The 21196-nt window shown below is 68.4% G+C and carries 20 protein-coding genes and 1 pseudogene; 11 read left to right on the forward strand and 10 right to left on the reverse strand.

The window, feature by feature from the left end:
• Window positions 1-121: 121 nt before the first annotated feature.
• Window positions 122-1279, reverse strand: coding sequence for an AI-2E family transporter (locus ABC419_RS01320; protein ID WP_412876562.1), 1158 nt, complete (start codon window positions 1277-1279; stop codon window positions 122-124).
• Between the two features lie 116 nt (window positions 1280-1395).
• On the opposite strand from ABC419_RS01320, the gene ABC419_RS01325 reads away from it, so the two are divergent.
• Window positions 1396-2910 carry a helicase HerA-like domain-containing protein gene (locus tag ABC419_RS01325; RefSeq protein WP_125900794.1) on the forward strand — a complete coding sequence of 505 codons (1515 nt, stop codon included), beginning with the start codon at window positions 1396-1398 and terminating at the stop codon, window positions 2908-2910.
• 4 nt (window positions 2911-2914) lie between these two features.
• Here the strand turns inward: ABC419_RS01325 and ABC419_RS01330 are convergent, their stop codons facing one another.
• From ABC419_RS01330 to timA, 3 genes are read right to left on the reverse strand one after another with little or no spacing between them, the layout of a single operon-like run.
• Complete coding sequence (locus ABC419_RS01330) at window positions 2915-4645, reverse strand: amidohydrolase (protein WP_412876561.1); 1731 nt, start codon at window positions 4643-4645, stop codon at window positions 2915-2917.
• Window positions 4646-4701: 56 nt separating this feature from the next.
• Window positions 4702-5844 (reverse strand): MltA domain-containing protein, encoded by a 1143-nt coding sequence (locus ABC419_RS01335; protein WP_412876560.1) that lies wholly within the window; start codon window positions 5842-5844, stop codon window positions 4702-4704.
• Window positions 5844-6461 (reverse strand): TIM44-related membrane protein TimA, encoded by a 618-nt coding sequence (gene timA / locus ABC419_RS01340; RefSeq protein ID WP_412876559.1) that lies wholly within the window; start codon window positions 6459-6461, stop codon window positions 5844-5846. The genes ABC419_RS01335 and timA overlap by 1 nt, the downstream gene beginning before the upstream one ends.
• A gap of 253 nt (window positions 6462-6714) precedes the next feature.
• Here timA and secB point away from each other — a divergent pair, with 253 nt between their 5' ends.
• Both secB and ABC419_RS01350 read left to right on the forward strand, forming a co-directional pair.
• Complete coding sequence (secB, locus tag ABC419_RS01345; protein ID WP_125900792.1) at window positions 6715-7242, forward strand: protein-export chaperone SecB; 528 nt, start codon at window positions 6715-6717, stop codon at window positions 7240-7242.
• Window positions 7243-7345: 103 nt separating this feature from the next.
• Window positions 7346-7687 (forward strand): putative quinol monooxygenase, encoded by a 342-nt coding sequence (locus ABC419_RS01350; protein ID WP_412876558.1) that lies wholly within the window; start codon window positions 7346-7348, stop codon window positions 7685-7687.
• On the opposite strand, the gene dnaQ is transcribed toward ABC419_RS01350, so the two are convergent.
• From dnaQ to ABC419_RS01380, 6 genes and pseudogenes are all read right to left on the reverse strand, one after another.
• On the reverse strand, window positions 7645-8370 hold the full coding sequence (gene dnaQ, locus ABC419_RS01355; RefSeq protein WP_412876557.1) for a DNA polymerase III subunit epsilon: 726 nt from the start codon (window positions 8368-8370) through the stop codon (window positions 7645-7647). The genes ABC419_RS01350 and dnaQ overlap by 43 nt on opposite strands.
• 38 nt (window positions 8371-8408) lie before the next feature.
• The gene (locus ABC419_RS01360; protein ID WP_412878290.1) at window positions 8409-9245 is read right to left on the reverse strand and encodes an aminoglycoside phosphotransferase family protein; all 837 of its coding nucleotides are present in this window, start codon (window positions 9243-9245) and stop codon (window positions 8409-8411) included.
• Window positions 9225-9812: pseudogene (gene coaE, locus ABC419_RS01365) on the reverse strand (dephospho-CoA kinase); the annotation flags it as partial. The gene ABC419_RS01360 and the pseudogene coaE, both read right to left, overlap by 21 nt.
• Entirely contained in the window at window positions 9809-10648 is an 840-nt protein-coding gene (locus ABC419_RS01370) for a shikimate dehydrogenase family protein (protein ID WP_412876556.1), read from the reverse strand. The gene ABC419_RS01370 and the pseudogene coaE, both read right to left, overlap by 4 nt.
• Window positions 10645-11244: a Maf family protein gene (locus ABC419_RS01375; protein ID WP_412876555.1), complete on the reverse strand. Its 600-nt coding sequence runs from the start codon at window positions 11242-11244 to the stop codon at window positions 10645-10647. Before ABC419_RS01375 ends, ABC419_RS01370 begins: the two co-directional genes overlap by 4 nt.
• Window positions 11241-12110 carry a pyruvate, water dikinase regulatory protein gene (locus tag ABC419_RS01380; RefSeq protein ID WP_412876554.1) on the reverse strand — a complete coding sequence of 290 codons (870 nt, stop codon included), beginning with the start codon at window positions 12108-12110 and terminating at the stop codon, window positions 11241-11243. The genes ABC419_RS01375 and ABC419_RS01380 overlap by 4 nt, the downstream gene beginning before the upstream one ends.
• Before the next feature lie 484 nt (window positions 12111-12594).
• Between ABC419_RS01380 and hemE the strand changes: the two genes are divergently transcribed.
• From hemE to rsmG, 8 genes are all read left to right on the forward strand, one after another.
• Window positions 12595-13629 carry a uroporphyrinogen decarboxylase gene (gene hemE / locus ABC419_RS01385; RefSeq protein WP_412876553.1) on the forward strand — a complete coding sequence of 345 codons (1035 nt, stop codon included), beginning with the start codon at window positions 12595-12597 and terminating at the stop codon, window positions 13627-13629.
• Entirely contained in the window at window positions 13626-14705 is a 1080-nt protein-coding gene (gene hemH / locus ABC419_RS01390; RefSeq protein WP_412876552.1) for a ferrochelatase, read from the forward strand. The genes hemE and hemH overlap by 4 nt, the downstream gene beginning before the upstream one ends.
• 10 nt (window positions 14706-14715) lie before the next feature.
• Window positions 14716-15183 (forward strand): CopD family protein, encoded by a 468-nt coding sequence (locus ABC419_RS01395; RefSeq protein WP_412876551.1) that lies wholly within the window; start codon window positions 14716-14718, stop codon window positions 15181-15183.
• A gap of 251 nt (window positions 15184-15434) precedes the next feature.
• A complete protein-coding gene (gene rho, locus ABC419_RS01400) occupies window positions 15435-16931 on the forward strand; it encodes a transcription termination factor Rho (RefSeq protein ID WP_412876550.1) in 1497 nt (498 codons plus the stop codon).
• Window positions 16932-17019: 88 nt separating this feature from the next.
• Window positions 17020-17259: a DUF6489 family protein gene (locus ABC419_RS01405; protein WP_105564219.1), complete on the forward strand. Its 240-nt coding sequence runs from the start codon at window positions 17020-17022 to the stop codon at window positions 17257-17259.
• 4 nt (window positions 17260-17263) lie between these two features.
• Window positions 17264-18586, forward strand: a complete 1323-nt coding sequence (mnmE, locus tag ABC419_RS01410; RefSeq protein WP_412876549.1) for a tRNA uridine-5-carboxymethylaminomethyl(34) synthesis GTPase MnmE — start codon at window positions 17264-17266, stop codon at window positions 18584-18586.
• Between the two features lie 63 nt (window positions 18587-18649).
• Window positions 18650-20563 carry a tRNA uridine-5-carboxymethylaminomethyl(34) synthesis enzyme MnmG gene (gene mnmG / locus ABC419_RS01415; protein ID WP_412877984.1) on the forward strand — a complete coding sequence of 638 codons (1914 nt, stop codon included), beginning with the start codon at window positions 18650-18652 and terminating at the stop codon, window positions 20561-20563.
• Window positions 20563-21183, forward strand: coding sequence for a 16S rRNA (guanine(527)-N(7))-methyltransferase RsmG (gene rsmG / locus ABC419_RS01420; protein ID WP_412876548.1), 621 nt, complete (start codon window positions 20563-20565; stop codon window positions 21181-21183). Before mnmG ends, rsmG begins: the two co-directional genes overlap by 1 nt.
• Window positions 21184-21196: the final 13 nt, after the last annotated feature.

Below are 21196 nucleotides of genomic sequence, written 5' to 3' on the forward strand. Positions count from 1 at the left end.
CTTAGGAGGGGGAGGGGAAGCGCCGGCCTCAGACGCCGCGGCCCGGGAGGGGGAGGGGAGGGCCGCGTCGTGTGAGGATGAGATAGGCGACGATTACGGCCATTCAAGGACAATTGAAGGATTATTTCCGGCTTTCGTCCTGCGGCGGGACGTCGCGGCCAAGAATCCGTCCGAGCCAGGAAGATCCGCCCTCCTTTTCCGATTCCCCGCCGCGCTTCTGCGCATAGGGCTCGCCGTCGCCGGACAACAGCACGGCGATCCAGCGCGAGCCCTTGAACTCGGCCAGGATGGCCATGGCCATCACCGCCAGCGGGGTCGACAGGAACATCCCCGCCACGCCCCACAGCTTGCCCCAGAAGGCCAGGGCCAGAAGGACGACGATGGGGTCGATGTTCTGATTGTCGCCCTGCATCCGCGGCTGGACCAGGTTACCCACCAGAAACAGCAGGGTCTGAAGACCGACGAACAGGATCAGGGCGGGCCAGTAGCTTTCGAACTGGACCAGGGCGAACAGGGGCGGGGCGCAGCCCGCCACGGCGCCGCCCAGCACCGGAATGAAGCCGACGATGAAGATGACGAAGGTCCAGAATTCGGCGTTCTGAAGCCCCACCGCCCGCATCAGCACCCAGGCCACGGCGCAGATCATGACCCCGGTCACGGCCTGGACCCACAGATAACCCTCAACCCCGCCGCGCACGCGCTCGAACACCTCCAGCGCCTCCTGGCGCGGGCCGCGTTCCGGGAACATGCCGACCATCTTCTTGCGGAAGCCCGCCTGCGACGCCAGCAGGAAGCCCAGGTAGATCATGACGAAGAAGGCGCCGGTGGCCGCGCCCTGCACCTGGAAGGCTGCGCTGGTCAGCCAGCCGCGCACGTCGATGCCGGCGATCATGTCGTGCAGGGTCGGCGGATCGCTGACCCCGACCAGGGCCGAGACGTCACGGCTGATCTGATCGATGCGCGGGCCGATGCTGCCCGCCACGCCCGAGGCGTCGGTGAAGAAGCCGGCCGCCCCGTCGACGATGATCCAGATCGAGGCCAGGAAGCCCAGCACCACCAGGATCAGGGCCGCCGCCCCGGCGAAACGCGGCGGAATCGGCGTGCGCCGCTCAAGGGCGCGCTTCACTCCGTCGATCATGATCATCAGGAACAGGGCCATGGCCAGGGGCGTCAGAATGTCCCTGAGCCAGTAGAGCGCCGCCCCCGCCGCCACGACGGCGATCAGCACCACCGCATTCGTGGCCGGGGAGGAGTGACTGACGGTGATCGGAAGCTTCATGGCGGAACTGTCGTCGTGACCGGGAACGGCGTCAATCGCTGTAAACCGCCGAGGTTCCGCCTTGCGGCGACGGCCCGGTCGATTAAGCATGGAACAGCACGCAGGAGACCCTCTTCATGACCGACGCCCCCGCCCTGTTTCTCGGCCAGTCCTTCGAGGGCGCGCCCGAGCGGCTGCTGCTGAATCGGGCCAACCGCCACGGCGTCGTCGCCGGCGCCACCGGCACGGGCAAGACCGTGACCCTGCAGATCATGGCCCAGGGCTTTTCCGAAGCGGGCGTCCCCGTCTTCTGCGCCGATGTGAAGGGCGACCTGTCCGGCGTCAGCCAGGACGGCGGAGTCGAAAAGTTCGCCGAGCGCGCGGGCAAGATGGGCCTGACGCTGAACGGCAAGTCGGCCCCGGTCGTCTTCTGGGATCTGTACGGTCAGAAGGGCCACCCGATCCGCGCCACCGTGTCCGACGTCGGTCCCGTGCTTCTGGCGCGGATGTTGGAGCTGAACGACGTGCAGGAGGGGGTGCTGACCGTCGCCTTCCACGTCGCCGACAAGGAAGGCCTGCTGCTGCTGGACCTTGAGGATCTGCGCGCCCTGCTGGCCTATGTCGGCGAGAACGCCCAGACCATCGGCCGCGAGGTCGGCAACGTCTCGCCAACCTCCATCGCCGCCATCCAGCGCGCCCTGCTCCAGCTCGAACAGCAGGGCGGCAAGGCCTTCTTCGGCGAACCGGCCCTGCGTCTGGAGGACATGATGCGGACGGCGCTCGACGGCCGGGGCCAGGTGAACGTGCTGGACGCCACGCGGCTGATGAACAGCCCGCGCCTGTACGCCGCCTTCCTGCTGTGGCTGCTGTCCGAGCTGTTCGAGCAACTGCCCGAGATCGGCGACCCGGAGAAGCCGCGCTTGGTCTTCTTCTTCGACGAGGCGCACCTGCTGTTCAACGACGCGCCCAAGGGCCTGCTGGAAAAGGTCGAGCAGGTGGTGCGCCTGATCCGCTCCAAGGGCGTCGGCGTCTATTTCGTCACCCAGAACCCGGCCGACATCCCCGACAGCGTCCTGGCCCAGCTGGGCAACCGGGTGCAGCATGCGCTGCGCGCCTATACCCCCGCCGAGCAGAAGGGCCTGCGCGCGGCCGCCCAGAGCTTCCGCACCAATCCCGCCTTCGACACCGCCGAGGCCATTCAGGCCCTGGGGGTCGGCGAGGCCCTGGTCTCCACCCTCGATGAAAAGGGCGCGCCGACCGTGGTGGCGCAGACCAAGATCCGTCCGCCGGATTCGCGCCTCGGTCCGGCCACCGAGGCCGAACGCGCCGCGACGCTGGCCGCCAGCCCGGTGCGCGGCGTCTATGACACGGCGGTCAACCGCGAGTCGGCCGAAGAGGTGCTGAAGGCCCGCCGCGCCCAGGCCGACCGCATCGAAGCCGAGACCGCCACAGCGGCCGCCGAAGCCAAGGCGGCGGAAAAGGCGGCGCGTTCGGCCCCGGCGCCCGCCCGCGAACGCGCGGCGCCGCGCGCTCGAACCTCCAGCCGCCAAACGCCGATGGAGGCCCTGACCAAGTCGGTGCTGCGCACCGCCGGCTCGACCATCACCCGCGAACTGCTGCGCGGCGTGCTGGGCAGTCTGAAGAAGCGCTAGGGCTTCAGCCCAACTCGACCGGGCGGCCGTCCTTATAGACGTCCGTGACCTTGATCCCGGCCAGGCGGTCGGGATCGACGGTCATGGGGTCCGCATCCAGCAGGATCATGTCCGCCAGCTTGCCGGCCGTGAGCGAGCCCTTGCGGTCGTCCTCATAATGCTGCCAGGCGGCCCACAGGGTCATGGCCTTCAGCGCGACCTCGACCGGCACGCGCTCGTCCGGCCCCAGGATGTCGCCCGAGCGGGTGCGGCGCGTGACCGTGGCCGACAGAACCCTCATGGCGTCGGGATTGGCCACCGGGGCGTCGTGGTGGCTGGTGAAACGCATCCCGCGCCGCCAGGCCGAGCCGCAGGGCGAGATCAACTCCGCCCGGCGCGGCCCCAGCACGGAATCCCGATGCCAATCGCCCCAGTAGAAGGTGTGCATGGGAAAGAAGGAGGGGACGATCCCCAGAGCCTTCAGCTCGTCCAGTTGGTCCATCCGCGTCGTCTGGCCGTGGATCAGCACCGGGCGGCGGTCGCGGGCGCCGTGCTTGCGGCTCGCCTCGCGCACGGCGGCGATCATCAGGTCGATGGCGGCGTCGCCGTTGGCGTGAACTTCGATCTGCCAGTCATTGGCGAAGGCCAGGTCCACGGCGTCCAGGGCCTGCTGCTCCGTCACCGCCGGATAGCCCCGCCAGGAGGCGGACTGCCCCTCGGGCGGGACTAAATAGGGCTGGGACAGCCAGGCGGTCTTGGCCTGGGGCGAGCCGTCCAGCGTCAGCTTGACCCCGCCGATACGATAACGCCCCTCATAGTTCCGCCGGTGCAGGGGCGTGGCCATGACATCGGTCGAGGTCAGGATGTCGGGGAAGGACAAGATGTCGATGGGCAGGGCGCCTGCTTCGGCCAGGCCCGCGTTCATGCGGCAGGTGTCCGTGGACGACCGTCCGTCCTGGGCCGTGGTGTAGCCGAAGCGGGCGTAGTAGCGCGCGCCCTCGACGATCATCTGACGATTGGCTTCGGCGTCCAGACGGGTGAACAGGGCGCCCATGACGGCGAACAGGGCGGTTTCCTCCAGCACGCCGTTCGGCTCGCGCGAGCCGTCCTTGCGCCGGAACACCCCGCCGGGCGGGTCCGCCGTGTCCGCCGCGATCCCCGCCGCCGCCAGGGCCGCGCCGTTGGCCGCGCCCAGATGGCTCGACTGATGCAGGAACAGCACCGGCACGGCGTCGGATATGGCGTCCAGCTCGTCCCGCGTGGGGTGCCGCCGCTCCTTCAACTGGGAGTCATCATAGCCGAAGCCGATGATCAGGCCGGTGTCGCGCACCAGGGCCTCATGACGGTTCATCCAGTCGCGCGTGATCCGTTGCAGGGCGGCGATGTCGTTCCCCTCGCCATCCGGCGCAGGCAGGAGGTTGGCGTAGCGCGCCTGCAGCCCGACCATGGAGACGTGCCCATGCGGGTCGAAGAAACCCGGCAGCACGGTCCGGCCGTCAAGGTCGACCAGGCGCGCGCCTCGTCCCGCCGCCGCCTGCACCGCGTCCAGGGCGCCGACCGCCAGGATGGTCTGCCCGCGCACCGCCACGGCCTCGGCCGACGGCTGCGCATCGTCCATCGTGCGGATCGGACCGCCGTGGAAGATGGTCGTAGCAACCGCGCGGGCCTGCGCCGCCCCGCTCGCCACCAGACCGCCGACGGCGACCCCGGCCATGAACAGGCGGCGATCCATCGGATAGGCAAGGGTGCGTGTCATGGCGTCCTCCCGGCGACGGCTTCACAGTAGCAACCTTTTGCGGCGTCGAGCGGTTCCTAGCCGCGCGGGATCAGCCGCCACATGCGCAAGGGGTGGCGCACGGCGCCCGCCTCATGCCCCGCCGCATCGCCGCGACCGATGTAGAGGTCAGCACGCACCGGGCCGCGAATGGCCGAGCCGGTGTCCAGCGTCATGACCAGGCCGCGATAGCTGGCGCGGGCGCCGCGAAGATTGCCGCCGTCCGCCTCGATCCAGGCTGCTTCGCCATAGGTCCAGCGCGACGGATCCACCGCCACCGAACGCCGCGCAGGCAGAGGCACGCCCGCCGCGCCCGTCGCCTCATTGCCGTCGTCAGGGCTGGTGGTGAAGAAGATGTAGCGCGGGTTCAGCGCCATCACCCGGCGCGCCTCGGGTCCGCGATGCGAAGCCAGCCAGCCGCGAATGGCTTCGCCCGACGTGCCGTCGCGGGGCAAGAGGCCTTCCTCGGTCATCGGTCGGGCGATGCCGACGAACTTGGCCCCGTTGTCGGCGGCGTAGGCGGCGCGCAGGCGGGCGCCGTCGGGGAAGGTCAGGGTTCCCGAGCCCTGGATCTGCAGGAAGAACAGATCCTCCGCCTTCATCCAGGCCAGGGCCGAGGACTGGGCCGAGCCCGCCTCGATGGCCGCGCGATCGCCGACGCTGGACAGATTGGCCGGGCGGCTCAGAACCGGGGCGTCGAACTCGGCGTCCGGCACGCGGCGGGCCGGATACTCGGGCGCGAAATAGGCGGTCAGCAGGCCGCGCCCGCCGTCGTCGGTGCGCACCTCGGCGGCGGTGAAACGGCTTTCCAGGAAGGCGCGGGCGTCGCTGGGATTGGCGCGGGCGGCCAGGGCGCGGGCGTCGCGGCAGGTTTCAATGGCGATGCGCGACGGGCCGCAACCGGCGGCATAGGCGCGCAGGGCCGCCAGATGGTCTTCCTCGGCCCAGCCGGGCAGGGCGGCCAGGTTGAGATCTCCGGCGGCCGGCGGAACCGGCGGCGACACCGGCGGCGGCAGGGGGACAGGACCAGGCGTCGGCGGAACCGGACGCGGCGTCGACGCGCAGGCCGCCGCCAGCAGGGTCAAAGCCAGAACGCCGGACAGGCCGCCCAGGCGCCCAAGCGGAGCCGTAAGGAGACGGGCCGCGCCCGTCTGATCGAGGGGCGCGGACCGTGCGATCATCAGGCGGTCGCCGGCTCGACGCGGGCCAGGGCCCAGTTGGGGTCCGAGGCGCCCAGGCGGCGCTCGAAGGTCCAGATCTCGGCCGTGCGGCGCTCTTCGGTGACGGTCTCGCCGCCCGAAGGCGTGACCGAGCCGCGCACCTCGGCCAGGAAGCGCACCTTGGCCAGGGCGCGGTCGCCCTCTGTCGTGGCCAGTTCCAGATCGGCGCGCGGGGCGTGGACCAGTTCGACGCTCTCGGCGTCGCCGCGCGCCTCGCGCGCCGCAATGCCGGCCTCGAACGAGCCCATAACCTTGTCGGTCAGCAGTGGACGCAAGGCGTCGCGGTCGCCCTTGGCGTAGGCGCGGACGATGGTCTCATAGGCCTGGCGCGCGCCTTCCAGGAAGCGGTGCGGGTCGAAGTTCGGCTCGCGCGCCTTCAAGCCTGCGATGGCGGCCGTCAGCGCGGGGTCGACAACGGGGCCGCGCACGGCTTCAGGCGCGCCGGCAGGGGCTGCGGGAACCGGGACGGGCTTGGGATTGTCCTCGGGCTGACGGCCGACCTTCTTGCCCAGCACATTATAGAGTTGGAACAACAGCACCGCCGCGATGACGGCGAAGATCACGATCTGAAAGGTCACCGGCACGGTGGGTTCCTCGACTGGTCAGGCCTCATCTTCCCGACAGGGAAGCGCCTCGGGTTTCTCCCCAAAGGCGAAAGGGTAGCTCATACAACGTGATTAGGGGTCGATCCGGGCGGGCGCAAGGCGAAGCGAGAGGCGAACGCGGGTCTCGACGTTGCGACACAGGGTCTCGCCATGCTACCGCCGCCCCCTCAGACCCGCCTCCAGGGGGAGCGGGACGCCTCATTCCTATAAGACGGTTTTCAGACTCATGACCGACGCCACGCCGCCCGCCGACGCCAACGGCCAGACGCCCGACCAAGCCCAACCGCAGGGCGGCCAGCCGCAAGGCCCCGGCTTCCGCATCCTGGCCCAATACGTCCGCGACCTGTCGTTCGAGAACCCCAAGGCCCCGGACAGCCTGCGCATCGACGGCAAGCCTGCCATCGACATGGGCGTCGAGATGAACGCCCAGGGCCGTCCCGACGGTCTGTTCGAAGTCGACCTGAAGCTGTCGATCAAGGCCACGGCCGACGATCAGTCGCCGGTGTTTCACGTGGAACTGCTCTACGGCGGCCTGTTCGCCCTGCAAGGCGTCCAGCCTCAGGACATCGAGCCCCTGCTGCTGATCGAGTGCCCGCGCTACCTCTTCCCCTTCGCGCGTCAGGTCATCGCCCAGGCCACCTCGGACGGCGGCTTCTATCCGCCCTTCATGGTCGATCCGATCGACTTCGCCGCCATCTACGTCGCCCGCCAGCAGCAGATCGCCGGCGCCCCGGCCGAGACCGGCCAGGCATGATTTAGGTCGCTAGCGCGAGGCGCGCGGCGCCTCGCTGCTTGAGCGACCATCTATGTAGAAGGGGCGTCCGGTCGGGCGCCCCTTTTCTTGCGCAGGAGGGCCCATGCTCAAGGTCATCGCTGAGGACTTCATCAAACCCGAGCATGTCGAGGCGGTGCGGCCCCTCTATGCCGAACTGGTGCGGCTGACGCGGCGGGAGCCCTTGTGCCGCGCCTATGATCTGTTCGAGGATCGCAAACAGCCCGGCCATTTCATCTTCATCGAGGAATGGCCTGACCAGGCCGCGCTCGACGCCCACTGCGCCAGCGAGCATTTCCGGCGCCTGGTCCCCCAGATCGACGCGCACCAGGCCCGACCCGGAACCTACATATTGATGAGCCCCGTCCCGACGGACGCGCCCGATCAGGCGGCTTCTTCAGTCTCGGTCGTGACCGTCACGCCGTAGCCCGCCCACAGGCTGAAATCCTTGATCGTCGCCTTGAGGAAGGCCAGGTGGGCGGCCTCTTCCTCGGCCGTGACGAAAGAGGGCAGGGGACGCGGCCGGGCGCCGTAGGCGACCCGCTCCGCCGTTTCGGCCGCGCCGCCGCGCGTCGAGGTCAGGTCGAGCGCGCGTTCCTTGCCGCCGCGCAACTCCAGATAGACCTCGGCCAGCAGACGGGCGTCGATCAGGGCGCCGTGCAAGGTGCGCTCGACCAGGCTGATCTTGTAGCGTTTGCACAGGGCGTCCAGCGAGTTGGCCATGCCCGGAAACCGCTTCTGGGCCAGGGCCAGGGTGTCGATCCAGCGGTCCTGCGGCGGCGGCTTGCGGCCGATGCGGCCGATCTCGAAATCGATGAAGTTGCGGTCGAAGTTGGCGTTGTGCGCGATCAGGGGCGCATCGCCTAGAAACTCCATCAGGTCATCGACGACCTCATGAAACTTGGGCGCGTCCTTCACCTTGTCGTCGGTGATGCCGTGCACCTTGATGGCGTCCGGCGGGATCAGCCGCTCAGGGTTGATGAAGCGGTGAAAGGTCCGCCCCGTCGGCAGCAGATCCTCGATCTCGATGCAGCCCACTTCGATCAGCCGGTCGCCCGTCTTGGGATCGAAGCCGGTGGTTTCAGTGTCGAGAACGATTTCGCGGGCCATGCCCCTTAATGCCGGGGTTCGGCCCTCAGCGAAAGGGTTCAGCCCTCCAGGGCGCGACGGATCGCCCGTGCAACCGCCAGGCTGCGTTGCGCCTCCTCGTGGTTCTCGTCCTCCAGATGCCAGGCGGCGGAGAGGCAGGCGTGGCAGAAGCCCCAGGCCATGACCGCCTGGGCGGGCCGCTCCACCGCCGGCGCCAGGGTCTCGGCCAGCCGCCGCGCCCGTGCGGGGTCGGTCCGGAGATCCTGCCGCTCCAAGGGATTATAGAGCAGATTGGCCGCGTCATAGGCCGGATCGCCCAGAACGCCGTGCGGGTCGATCGCCAGCCAGCCGCGCGGGCCGTGCAGGATGTTGTCGTGATGAAGGTCGCCGTGCAGCGGCCGGATCGGCGTCCCCTCGGCCATCAGGCCCGCCGCCATAATCGCCGCCTCATCGAACAGACCGCCCTGTCTCGTCGCCTCAAGCCTCAGGGCGGCGAAGCGGTCCGTCATGGTCTGAAGGCCCTCGGCCGGACGATCCGAAGGCGCATGGAGCGCCCTCAGCACGTCGGCGGCGATGCGGGTCGCGGCCTCATCGCCCTCCGTCTCCAGCACGGCGGCCAGCATGTGATCGCCGGCGTCCTCAAGCCACTGCCAGGGCCCTTGAGCGCCCAGCAGGCGGATTGCGCCGGACCCATCGCGCCAGCGCAGCCAGGCCAAGACATGAGGCGCATCCGGCGCCGCCTGCGGGCTCAGGCGCTTGACCACGCTCGTGCGGCCGTCAGGCGCGACGGCCCGCCAGGCCGTTCCGCCCACGCCTTCGGCCAGCAGGACCAGACGGCCCAAGCCCCAGGCGGAAGGCGGCGCGGGCTTCCAGCTCGGTTCGAGAACCTTAGCCACGACGGCGCGCACCTGATCGCGCGCGGCCTCCAGACCATGTCCGGTATCGATCAGGAAATCGGCGCGGGCGCGCTTCTCCGCGTCCGGCGTCTGGCGCGCCAGGATGGCGTCGAACCGCTCGCGCGTCATGCCGGGGCGGGCCAGGACGCGCTGGGCCTGAATCCCGGCGTCGGCCGTGACCACCGCCACGGCGTCGACGAAGGCGTCGCCCCCCGTCTCGAACAGCAGGGGGATGTCGACCACCGCCAGACGCGCCCCGCCGTCCGCCGCCGCCTTCAGCGCCTCGGCGCGATCGGCCGCGACCAGGGGGTGGACGATGGCCTCCAGCCGCTGAAAGGCGTCCTCGTCGCGACCCAGGGCCTCGGCTAGGCGCGGCCGGTCGACCGCGCCGTCCACGACCACGCCGGGGAAAGCCTGCGCCAGCGGTGCGACCGCCGCGCCGCCGGGGCCGTAGAGGCGGTGAACGGCGGCGTCGGCGTCCCACACCACGGCGCCCTCATCGGCGAACATCTGGGCGGTCGTCGACTTGCCCATGCCGATCGAGCCGGTCAGGCCCAGGACGATCACGCCGTCTCTCCCAGATGGCTCAGCAGCAGGGCGCGCAGGTCCAGCGGCGGCGGCGGGCGGCGGAAGATGGCCTCAAACGACGGCGCCGCCTGGCCGATCAGCATGGCCAGCCCGTCCACCGTCGCCAGCCCTCGCGCGCGGGCCGCCGCCAGCAGGGGCGTGATCACGGGCTTATAGGTCATGTCCATGACCACGGCCGAAGGCTTCAGCGCCGCCAGCGAAATGTCCGGCGCGACGCTCAGGGCGTTGATGACCAGATCGGCGCCTTCCAGCACGCTCGCGTCCGGGGCGACCGACACCGCCGGACCAAGATCGGCGGCCAGAGCCTCGGCCCGTTCCCGCGTGCGGTTGAGAATGGACAGGGCCGCGCCCGCCTCGATCAGGGCGCCCGCGCCCGCTCGCGCCGCGCCGCCCGCGCCCAGCATGACGACGGTGGCGCCGTTCAGCTTCAGCTTCGGCGCCTGTTCGGCCAGGGCGTAGAGCACGCCCGCGCCGTCGGCGCTGTCGGCCCGCACCCGCCCGTCCTCGAAGACCAGGATATTGGCCGATCCCGTCATCTGCGCCGCCGCAGCAGCTTCATCCGCCAGGGCGAAGGCCTGCTCCTTGAACGGCGCCGTGACGTTGACGCCCGCGATCAACCCCGCGCGCCCCGCGGCGACCAGAGCGTCAAACCCCGAGGCGTCTTTCGGCGCAAAGGCGACGTAGGCGCCGTCGATCCCACCGGCCTCCAGCCAGGCGTTGTGGATCACCGGGCTGAGCGAATGGCTGACCGGATTGCCGACGATCCCGCCCAGCAGGGCGGCGCCGGTGATGCGGCCGACTGGCGTTCCGCTCATGACGCGATCACGCCCGCGCGCCGCAGCTCGGCCAGAACGGGCCACAGCGGCAGGCCCAGAACAGTGAAGTAGTCGCCCTCGACCGCCTCGAACAATTGCGAGCCCAGCCCCTCCAGCCGATAAGAACCGACGCAGGCCAGCAAGGCCTCGCCTTCCGCCGCCAGATAGGCGTCGAGGAAGGCGTCGGAAAAATCGCGCACCTTCATCTCGACCGTGTCCACGCCGGACCAGACCACCTGGCCGTTTCGGGCCAGGGCGGCGCCGGAATGCAGTTGGTGCGAGCGGCCGCGCATGGCGTTCAGGCGTTCGCGCGCGGCCTGAAGCGTCGGCGCCTTGGACACTAGTCCCCCCTCGAACGACAGGGTCTGATCTGTGCCCAGCACCCAGGCGTCGGCGTCATGGCGCGACACCGCCAGCGCCTTGGCCCGCGCCAGTTCGACCGCCAGTTCGACCGGGTCGACGCCCGGCGTCTTCAGGGCGTCCTCATCCACGTCGGCGACCTGGACGGCGAAAGGCACGCCGGCGTCGGTCAGCATGGCGCGGCGCGCGGCGCTCTTGGAAGCCAAGATCAGGCGTTCGCCGTCGGTCGTCGTCACATCGGGGCTCCCAGCTTGCGGCTGCGCCGCTCGCTCAGCAGGTTAATGATGGCCGCCGCCGTCTCTTCGACCGAACGGCGGGTCACGTCGATGGTCGGCCAGCCGCGCCGTTCGAAGGCGCGACGCGCCTTGATGGTTTCCTCGCGCACGGCGTCATGGTCGACATAGGCCGAGGCATGACCGGCGTTCAGCCCGTCCAGCCGGTTGCGGCGGATCTGAACCAGGCGATCGGGCGATACGGTCAGGCCGACCACCAGCGGCTTCTTCAGTCCCGTCAGCCGCTCGCCATCCTCCTGGCCGGGGACCAGGGGCACGTTCGCGGCGCGAATGCCCCGGTGCGCCAGATAGATGCAGGTCGGGGTCTTGGAGGTCCGGCTGACCCCGCACAACACCACGTCGGCCTGTTCCAGTTGCTCCAGCGTGCCCTGGCCGTCGTCGTGGGCGATGGCGTAGTCGAGGGCGCCCATGCGGTTGAAATAGCCCGTATCCAGGGCGTGCTGCGCCCCGACCCGCGCCGAGACGTCCGCGCCCAGATAGCGCGACAGGGCGCCGACCAGCGGATCCAGCGCCCCGATCTGCGGCATCTGCAGCTGGCGACAGCCTTCCTCGAGCTGTTCGCGCAATTCGCGGTCGACCAGGGTGTGCAGCACCACGCCGGGCGCGGCCGCCACCTCTTCCAGCACCCGATCCATCTGCTTGGTCGAGCGCACCAGGGCGTAGATGTGTTCGATGGGAATGACGCCGTCGAAACGGGCGACGACGGCCTTGGCCATGGCGTTCAGCGTCTCGCCGGTCGAGTCCGACACCAGGTGGACGTGGAAATAGGTGGCCAGGCGCGAAGCGCCGATCGGTCGGGCGGGGCTCATGAGATCGGCGTCTCCTTCCAGGCGGCGGTCGGATCATCCCCGCGCCCTGTTGAAAAGCCGGGGCGCCGTTCGTGAAAGACCGGGCGCCGAATCCTCTAGCAAGCCTGGCCGCCGGTCGCGAGCGGGGATCGCGGGCGCCGTTGTGGTGATCGGCGCCGGAGTCGTCCGCCTGGGCGCCGAGGATTCATCCCGTGCTGGGGGCAGGACATTTTGTCCAACAACGGCGCCCGCAGATTCACCCACAACGGCGCCCAGAGGCAAGCCAGAGTCCGACGGGCGTTTCACGGCTTATCCCCATGACTCACACCCCGCCTTGTAAACGCCTGGGTTTCCACGCCGCGATCAGGGGACAAGAGGGAGTCGAACCGGGACTGCCCGCAGTTATCCCCGCGCTCCCCGGCCCTGCTTCCACCTACCAATTCTTTCAATTCTTAAATCTGAATAGGGATTGAGGCTTGGGGGTGTGCATCCTAAAGCCCAAAGCATGAGCACGCCCCTTCTGATCCAGGCTCTCCAGGGCCAAACCCTTTCCCGCCCACCCGTGTGGTTCATGCGTCAAGCCGGGCGCTACCTGCCGGAATACCGCGAGCTGCGGGCCAAGGCGCCGGACTTCATCGCCTTCTGCCTGAATCCGGAAATGGCGGCGGAAGCGACCCTGCAGCCGATGCGCCGGTTCGGCTTTGACGCCGCCATCGTCTTTGCTGACATCCTGTTGATCCCCGGCGCCCTGGGCCAGAAGGTGTGGTTCGAGGCGGGGGAAGGGCCGCGCCTGGGCGCTCTGCCGTCGGTGCAGTCCATGGCCGACAAGGCTCAGCAGGCTGGAGAGGCCCTCAAGGCCGTGGGCCAGACACTCAGCCTCGTGCGCGCGGAACTGGAGCCTGAACGCGCCCTGATCGGCTTTGCAGGGGCGCCGTGGACGGTCGCCACCTATATGCTGGACGGCGAAGCGCGCACCATCGGCAAGGGCGAGCGCACCGCCGCCCGCACCTACGCCTATACCCACCCCGAGCTGGTGGCGGGTCTGCTGGACGTGCTGGTGGAATCCACCGCCCACTATCTGAAGATGCAACAGGACGCCGGCGCCCAGGTTCTGAAGATCTTCGAGAGCTGGGCCGAGGGCCTGCCCGACGATCTGTTCGAGACCCTGGTGCTGAAACCGCACCAGAAGCTGGTGGCCCGCGCCCGCGAACTGGGCGTCACCGTGCCGTTGATCGGCTTTCCGAGAGGCTCGGCGGCGCTGGCCGAACGCTATGCCCGCGAATGCGACGTGCAGGGCGTGGCGCTGGACACCGCCTGTCCTCTGGACGTCGGCAAGCGCGTCCAGGCGATCAAGCCCATTCAGGGCGCGCTGGACCCCTTGCTGTTGCGCGCGGGCGGCGACGCCCTGGACCGCCGCGTCGATCAGCTGATGGAGGCCTGGGGCCAGGGGCCGTGGATCTTCAACCTGGGCCACGGCATCCTGCCGGACGTGCCGATCGCCCATGTCGAACAGGTGTTGAAGCGGATCGGCGCCCAATGACCCGGACCGCCACAACCCCCGAGGGACGACCCAACCGGCGCGTGGCGGTCGTTCTGACCAATCTGGGCGGTCCCGATCGCCCCGAAGCGGTCAAACCCTTCCTGTTCAACCTGTTCAACGACCCGGCCATCATCGGCCTGCCGGGGGTGTTCCGCACGCCGCTGGCGAAGTTGATCTCCAGCCGTCGCGAGACCTCGGCCCAGGCCAACTACGCCCTGATGGGCGGCGGCTCCCCCCTGCTGCCCGAGACGCAGAAGCAGGCCGAGGCCCTGTCGCGCGCCCTGGCCGACGCGGCGCCGGGCGATGACAGCCGCGTCTTCATCGCCATGCGCTACTGGCATCCGCTGACGGAAGAGACGGCGGCGGCGGTCAAGGCTTTCCAACCGGACAAGATCGTCCTTCTGCCCCTCTATCCGCAGTTCTCAACCACAACGACGGCCTCGTCGCTGAAGAAGTGGAGCGAGTGCTACGACGGGCCGGGCGAGACCCACGTCGTCTGCTGCTATCCGGACGCCGAGGGCCTGATCGAGGCCCAGGCTCATCTGATCCAACAAACGCTGGACAGGGCCGAAGGCAGGCCGGTGCGCGTGCTGTTTTCGGCGCACGGCATTCCGGAAAAGCTGGTCGCGGCCGGCGATCCCTATCAGGCCCAGGTCGAGGCCACCGTGGCCGCCGTGGTCGCGCACATGGGCCTGACCGACTGGGCCATCTGCTATCAGAGCCGGGTCGGGCCGCTGAAATGGCTGGGGCCCGCCACGCCGGACGCCATCGAACAGGCGGCCAAGGACGGCGTGGGCGCTGTCGTCGTGCCGATCGCCTTCGTCTCCGAGCATATCGAGACCCTGGTCGAGCTGGACATGGAATACGGCGAACTGGCGCATAAGGTCGGTTGCGCGCCCTATCTGCGGGCGCCGACGGTCAGCGCCGATCCGATCTTCATCACCGCCCTGGCCGATGCGGTCGGGCAGGCGCTGGAGACGCCGGGGACGGCCCCGCAGGGGGCTTCGGAGGGTGGACCATGCGCCCACTTGAAAGCCTGCCCGTCCCGCTGTTCAAGGGCCTCCAAGGCGGCCTGAGGGGAGCGACATGGACTATTACAACCTGGCCCGCGGGCTTCACATCCTGGCGGTGATCGCCTGGATGGCCGGCATGCTCTTCCTGCCGCGCCTGTTCGCCTATGACGCCGAGCAGAACGCCAAGCCCGAGCCCCTGCGCGGCGAGATGCAGGCTCTGCTGCGCGTCTGGCAGACGCGGCTGCTGCGCATCATCATCAACCCGGCCATGATCCTGGCCTTCGTCTTCGGCGGCTGGCTGCTGTGGCTGCGCAGCGGCGAGGGCGCCGACTGGTCCTTCGCGCATCAGCCTTGGATGATGACCAAGCTGATCGGCGTCTTCCTGCTGGCGGGCTGGCACGGCTTCCTGGCGGGGCAGCGCAAGAAGATCGCGGCAGGAACGTCGAAGTATTCCGGCCGCTTCTGGCGCATGACCAATGAGGTTCCCTTCGTCCTGGCCATCATCATGGTGTTGTCGGTGACGATGGAATGGAGTTTCTAGAGGCCTTGACGCGAGCGACGCGGTCGCTCGCTGCCTGAGGGCCCTTGACCCGCACGGGTCTTTCGTGGTTCCGCTGCGGTGAACCGTGCGGCCGATCCGTGCAGTGCGGTCCCTCTCTTTTCGCGACGCCTGCCGGTTTGAGCCTGCGGGAGACCGTCGCCCTCCCTCCCAGCCCTTGCGGCTGAAACCATCGACGACCTTCTGCTCCTGAACGCTTTGCGGCGTTTGGGCGCGCGAACGAGCACGCCATCATGACCGATACGCCTGACACGCCGGAAACCGAAGTCACTGAAAACGCAGTAGAAACACTTGCTGAGCGCCCGCGCCGCACCCTGAGCTTGGGTGGAAGCCGCGCTGCCGCGCCGGTTGAGGAGGCGCAAGCCGAAGAGGTCATCGCTCCGACTGCCGCCGAAGACGAGGATCACGGCGTCGACACCACGGCCGAGGATGATGAGGACGATGACGGCGAGCCGATCGTGCCCAACGGCCGCATCACCCTGCAGGAACTGAACGAGAAGACGCCGGAAGACCTGGTCGCCTTCGCCGAGGGCCTGGACATCGAGAACGCCGGCAACCTGCGCAAGCAGGATCTGCTGTTCGCCATCCTGAAGACGCTGGCCGACGAAGAGGTCGAGATCATCGCCTCGGGCGTGCTGGAGATCCTGCCGGACGGCTTCGGCTTCCTGCGCAGCCCTGACGCCAACTATCTGCCGGGGCCGGACGACGTCTATGTCTCGCCGTCGCAGATCCGCCGCTTCGGCCTGCGCTCGGGCGACACGGTGCACGGCGCCGTGCGCGGCCCGCGCGAAGGCGAGCGCTACTTCGCCCTGCTCAAGGTCGATACGATCAACTTCGAAGATCCGGAGATGGTCAAGACCAAGGTTCTGTTCGACAACCTGACGCCGCTCTACCCCGAAGAGCGGCTGCACATGGAGATCCAGGATCCGACGCTGAAGGACCGCTCGGGCCGGGTCATCGACATCGTCGCCCCGCTGGGCAAGGGCCAGCGCTGCCTGATCGTCGCCCCGCCGCGCGTCGGTAAGACGGTCATGCTGCAGAACATCGCCAAATCGATCGAGCGCAACCACCCGGAGGTCTTCCTGATCGTCCTGCTGATCGACGAGCGTCCGGAAGAAGTGACGGACATGCAGCGCACGGTGAAGGGCGAGGTCGTCGCCTCGACCTTCGACGAGCCCGCCACCCGCCACGTCGCCGTCGCCGAAATGGTGATCGAAAAGGCCAAGCGTCTGGTCGAGCACAAGAAGGATGTCGTCATCCTGCTGGACTCCATCACCCGCCTGGGCCGCGCCTACAACGCCACTGTCCCGTCGTCGGGCAAGGTGCTGACCGGCGGCGTCGACGCCAACGCTTTGCAACGTCCCAAGCGCTTCTTCGGCGCCGCTCGCAATGTGGAGCAGGGCGGCTCGCTGACCATCATCGCCACGGCCCTGATCGACACCGGCAGCCGCATGGACGAGGTGATCTTCGAAGAGTTCAAGGGCACGGGTAACTCGGAAATCGTGCTGGACCGCAAGGTCGCGGACAAGCGCATCTTCCCGGCCATCGACGTGCTCAAGTCCGGCACCCGCAAGGAAGACCTCATCACGCCGAAGGATCAACTGGCCAAGACCTATGTCCTGCGCCGCATCCTCAACCCGATGGGTCCGCAGGACGCGATCGAGTTCCTGCTCGACAAGCTGCGCCAGTCCAAGAACAACGGCGACTTCTTCCAGTCCATGAACACCTGATACTGGCCCTAGCGCCGCCCGCGCGGCGGGCGGCTGCTTGAGGGCATGTTTCACGTGAAACACGCGCCCAGCTTGAAAGGCAGACGTCATGAAGCTGAACATCGAGATCGACTGCACCCCGGCCGAGGCCCGCGCCTTCCTAGGCCTGCCGGACGTGACGCCGCTCAACGATCACCTGGTCGCCGAGATGCAGAAGCGGATGGACGCCAACATGGCGGCCATGCAGCCTGATGAACTGATGAAGACCTGGACCAGTTTCGGCGTTCAGGCTCAGGACCAGTTCCGCCGTCTGATGGAAGCCGCCGTCACGGGCGCGCCCAAGGGCTGACGACTTGAGTTCAAACGCCGACACCATCTTCGCCCTGGCCACGCCGCCGGGGCGGGGCGCCATCGCCATCATCCGCTTGTCCGGGCCGGGCGTGGATGCGGCCCTGACTGCGCTGGGGGCAGGGGGGCTGACCCCGCGTTTGGCCTCGCTGCGGACGCTTCGTCATGACGGCGAGATGGTGGATCAGGCTCTGATCCTGCGCTTCCCCGGACCCAATTCCTATACCGGCGAAGACAGCGCCGAGCTGCATCTGCACGGGGGGCGGGCGGTGATCGAGGCCGCCAGCCGCGCCCTGATCGCCCTCGATGTTCGACCCGCCGAGCCCGGCGAGTTCACCCGTCGCGCCTTCCAGAACGGCCGCATGGACTTGGCCCAGGCCGAGGCCGTGGCCGACCTGATCGACGCCGAGACGGGCGCTCAGAAGAACCAGGCGCTTGGGCAATTGGACGGCGCTCTTTCGGCGGCCTACGCCGGGTTCCGTCGCGAGCTGCTGAAGGCTCTGTCCCTCGTTGAAGCCGAGATCGACTTCCCGGACGAGGAGGTGCCCGACAACCTGGCCCGCACGGCGGGGCCGGTTCTGGACAAGCTCTCGGCCGATCTGCGCTCTGCTTTGGCGGATTCCGATCGAGGACGGCGGGTGCGCGAGGGCTATCGCATCGTTCTGATCGGCGAGACGAACGCCGGCAAGTCATCGTTGTTCAACGCGCTTGTGGCGCGCGAGGCGGCCATCGTTACGCCTATCGCCGGCACCACGCGCGACGTGTTGGACGCGGACATTATGATCGGCGGCTACGCCGTCACCCTGTCAGACACGGCGGGTCTGCGCGACAGCGACGATCTGGTGGAGGCCGAAGGCATCCGCCGCGCCCGATTGAGAGCGGAAGGGGCCGACCTGCGCCTATGGGTCCGTTCGCCCTCCGCTGAGCCTGTTGAAGACCCAGCTGCTGCTTTTGTCGGGGAGTCCGATCTTCAGGTGCTGAACAAGGCCGACCTCGGCGCTGTGACGCCGGCGCCCGACCTTGAAGCCCTGACCGTCAGCACCACGACGGGGCGAGGGCTGACGGAGCTGCACGACTGGATCGCGGCGCGTCTGGCGCGCGATCTGTCCGGGGCCGACTTCCCCGCCGTGACGCGGGAGCGTCATCGTCGCCGCCTGGCTGAGGCTCTGGCCGCCGTTGAGGCGGGGCGCCGCGCCCTCGATCTGGCGCCGGAGATGGCGGGGGACGATCTGCGCCGCGCTGCCGACGCCCTGGCCCGCGTCACCGGCGCTATCGGCGTGGAGGATATTCTGGGCGAGGTCTTCTCTTCCTTCTGCATCGGCAAATAGGCCCGGCTTTCGCCTGTTTCACGTGAAACAACGGTTCTCGAGCCGGTGGCGATTCCGGCTCGAATGGACTATGTGGACGCCATGAGTTCGACCCCCGATTACACCTTCGATGTCGTCATCATCGGCGGCGGCCACGCCGGTTGCGAGGCTGCGACCGCCGCCGCGCGGGCGGGCGCCCGCACCCTGCTTCTGACCCAGAAGCTCGAGACTATCGGCGAGATGAGCTGCAACCCGGCCATCGGCGGCTTGGGCAAGGGCCATCTGGTGCGCGAGATCGACGCCCTGGACGGCGTCATGGGCCGCCTGGCCGATGTGTCGGGCATCCAGTTTCGCCTGCTGAATCGGTCGAAGGGCGCCGCTGTGCGCGGTCCGCGCAGCCAGATCGACCGTCGCCTGTATCGCGAGGCCATGCAGGCCGAACTGGCCGACTACCCGAACCTGACCCTGATGGCGGGCACGGCCGAGGGGCTGATCCTGAACGGCGATCGCGTGGCCGGGGTGAAGACTGGGGCGGGGGAGACCATCCGCGCCGGGGCTGTGGTGCTGACGACGGGCACCTTCCTCAACGGAGTCATTCATCGCGGCGATTTGCGCATTCCGGCCGGCCGCTATGGCGAAGACCCGTCGACCGGTCTGGCGGGCGATCTGCATTCGGCGGATCTGATGATGGGGCGCCTGAAGACCGGCACGCCTGCGCGTCTGGATGGGCGAACCATCGCCTGGGATCGGCTGGAGATGCAGCCGGCGGACGATCAGCCCGCGCCTTTCAGCTTCCTGACCGACCGGATCGAGGTGCCGCAGATCGCCTGCGGCGTCACCCATACGACGGAAGATACGCACCGCATCATCGCCGACAACCTCGGTGAAAGCGCCGTTTACGGCGGGCGTCTGTCGGGTCGCGGGCCGCGCTACTGTCCGTCGATCGAAGACAAGGTGGTCCGCTTCGCCGACAAGACAAGCCACCAGGTCTTCCTGGAGCCGGAGGGTCTGGATGATCCGACCGTCTATCCCAACGGCATCTCGACCTCGGTGTCGGATGCGACCCAGCTGGCCTTCCTGCATACGATGCCCGGCCTGGAGCAGGTCGAGGTCTTCCGTTTCGGCTACGCCATCGAATACGACTATGTCGATCCGCGTGAATTGACTCCGGCGCTGGAGGTCAAGAAACGCCCCGGCCTCTATCTGGCCGGCCAGATCAACGGCACGACCGGCTATGAGGAGGCGGGGGCTCAAGGGTTGATCGCCGGCCTGAACGCCGCCCGCGCCGCCGCGGGTTCCGACCCGCTGATCCTCGGTCGAGACCAGGCCTATATCGGCGTCATGATCGATGACTTGGTGACGCGCGGCGTCACTGAACCCTATCGCATGTTCACCAGCCGGGCTGAGTATCGCCTGACGCTGCGCGCGGATAACGCTGACCAACGTCTAACGCCGATCGGAATCGCGGCGGGGATTGTCGGCGCCGAGCGCGCCGAGGTATGGCTGGAGAAGGCGGACCAGTTGGACCGGGCGAACCATGTTTCACGTGAAACGCAGTTCACGCCCAAGGAGGCGGGGGCCCTAGGGATCACCGTCAACGCGGATGGCCAGCGGCGTTCGATCCGTGATCTGCTCGCCTTCCCGAATGTGACGCTGGATCAGTTTGTCGCCGTCCGCCCCGAAATCACGGACTGGTCGCCTGCGGTGCGGGATCAGGTCGAGATCGACGCCGTCTATGCGAGCTATCTGGATCGCCAGACGCAGGATGCGGAAGCCTTGCGGCGGGAGGAGGGGCTGTCGCTTCCCGTTGACCTCGACTACGCCGCTATCGGCGCGCTGTCGAACGAGGTGCGCGAAAAACTCGCCCTGATCCGTCCGCTGACGCTGGGCCAGGCTGGGCGCATTGAAGGCATGACCCCGGGCGCTCTGACGGCGCTTCTGGGTCATGTGAAGAAGGTCAAGGATGTGGAAGCCGACCTGGCGGCGGTGGTCGCCTGATGCCGGACGCCATCGATGCCTTCCGCGCCCAGACGGGCGCCAGCGACGCCAACATCGCCGATCTGCACGTCTTCCTCGGCATGCTGACCGAGGCCAATGAGGTGATGAACCTAGTCGGGCCGGACACTCTTCCCGACTTCTGGAACCGGCACGCCTGGGACAGCGCCCAGCTGCTGAGCCTGGCGCCGGAGGCCAAGACCTGGGCCGATCTGGGGGCCGGGGCGGGCTTCCCCGGCGTGGTCCTGGCCATCCTGCTGAAGGAACGGCCGGGCGCTCATGTGTGGCTGATCGACAGCCTGGGCAAGCGGTGCCGCTTCTTGCAGACCATCGTCGATACGCTGGATTTGCCCGCCACCGTCGTCAATGGTCGGGCTGAGGAACAGGCGATCACGGTCGACGTCGTCACGGCTCGCGCTGTGGCGGCGATGGAGAAGCTGTTGGGTTATGCACAGCCCTACTTCCAACGCGGTGCAAAAGGGCTGTTTCTCAAGGGAGAGAAGGCCGAGGCTGAGTTGAAAGAGGCCCGCCGGGTCTGGCAGTTTGAGGCTGAGCTTGCGGTCTCGCGCAGCGATCCGCGCGGCCGCATCGTTTCACTGGGGGGTCTTCGCCGTGTCCGTTGAGTCCGTAAAGCCG

This window comes from Brevundimonas phoenicis (genome assembly GCF_047237745.1).
In the GTDB taxonomy this organism is placed as follows: Bacteria; Pseudomonadota; Alphaproteobacteria; order Caulobacterales; family Caulobacteraceae; genus Brevundimonas.

Excerpts from the sequence above, each read along its gene's own strand:
- ABC419_RS01330 (WP_412876561.1), bottom strand. The coding sequence starts at position 4,645 with ATGACACGCACCCTTGCCTATCCGATGGATCGCCGCCTGTTCATGGCC.
- ABC419_RS01370 (WP_412876556.1), bottom strand. The coding sequence starts at position 10,648 with ATGAGCGGAACGCCAGTCGGCCGCATCACCGGCGCCGCCCTGCTGGGC.
- rho (WP_412876550.1), top strand. The coding sequence starts at position 15,435 with ATGACCGATACGCCTGACACGCCGGAAACCGAAGTCACTGAAAACGCA.
- ABC419_RS01405 (WP_105564219.1), top strand. The coding sequence starts at position 17,020 with ATGAAGCTGAACATCGAGATCGACTGCACCCCGGCCGAGGCCCGCGCC.
- ABC419_RS01320 (WP_412876562.1), bottom strand. The coding sequence starts at position 1,279 with ATGAAGCTTCCGATCACCGTCAGTCACTCCTCCCCGGCCACGAATGCG.
- ABC419_RS01335 (WP_412876560.1), bottom strand. The coding sequence starts at position 5,844 with ATGATCGCACGGTCCGCGCCCCTCGATCAGACGGGCGCGGCCCGTCTC.
- hemH (WP_412876552.1), top strand. The coding sequence starts at position 13,626 with ATGACCCGGACCGCCACAACCCCCGAGGGACGACCCAACCGGCGCGTG.
- ABC419_RS01325 (WP_125900794.1), top strand. The coding sequence starts at position 1,396 with ATGACCGACGCCCCCGCCCTGTTTCTCGGCCAGTCCTTCGAGGGCGCG.
- hemE (WP_412876553.1), top strand. The coding sequence starts at position 12,595 with ATGAGCACGCCCCTTCTGATCCAGGCTCTCCAGGGCCAAACCCTTTCC.
- rsmG (WP_412876548.1), top strand. The coding sequence starts at position 20,563 with ATGCCGGACGCCATCGATGCCTTCCGCGCCCAGACGGGCGCCAGCGAC.
- ABC419_RS01395 (WP_412876551.1), top strand. The coding sequence starts at position 14,716 with ATGGACTATTACAACCTGGCCCGCGGGCTTCACATCCTGGCGGTGATC.
- dnaQ (WP_412876557.1), bottom strand. The coding sequence starts at position 8,370 with ATGGCCCGCGAAATCGTTCTCGACACTGAAACCACCGGCTTCGATCCC.
- ABC419_RS01380 (WP_412876554.1), bottom strand. The coding sequence starts at position 12,110 with ATGAGCCCCGCCCGACCGATCGGCGCTTCGCGCCTGGCCACCTATTTC.
- ABC419_RS01350 (WP_412876558.1), top strand. The coding sequence starts at position 7,346 with ATGCTCAAGGTCATCGCTGAGGACTTCATCAAACCCGAGCATGTCGAG.
- secB (WP_125900792.1), top strand. The coding sequence starts at position 6,715 with ATGACCGACGCCACGCCGCCCGCCGACGCCAACGGCCAGACGCCCGAC.
- mnmG (WP_412877984.1), top strand. The coding sequence starts at position 18,650 with ATGGACTATGTGGACGCCATGAGTTCGACCCCCGATTACACCTTCGAT.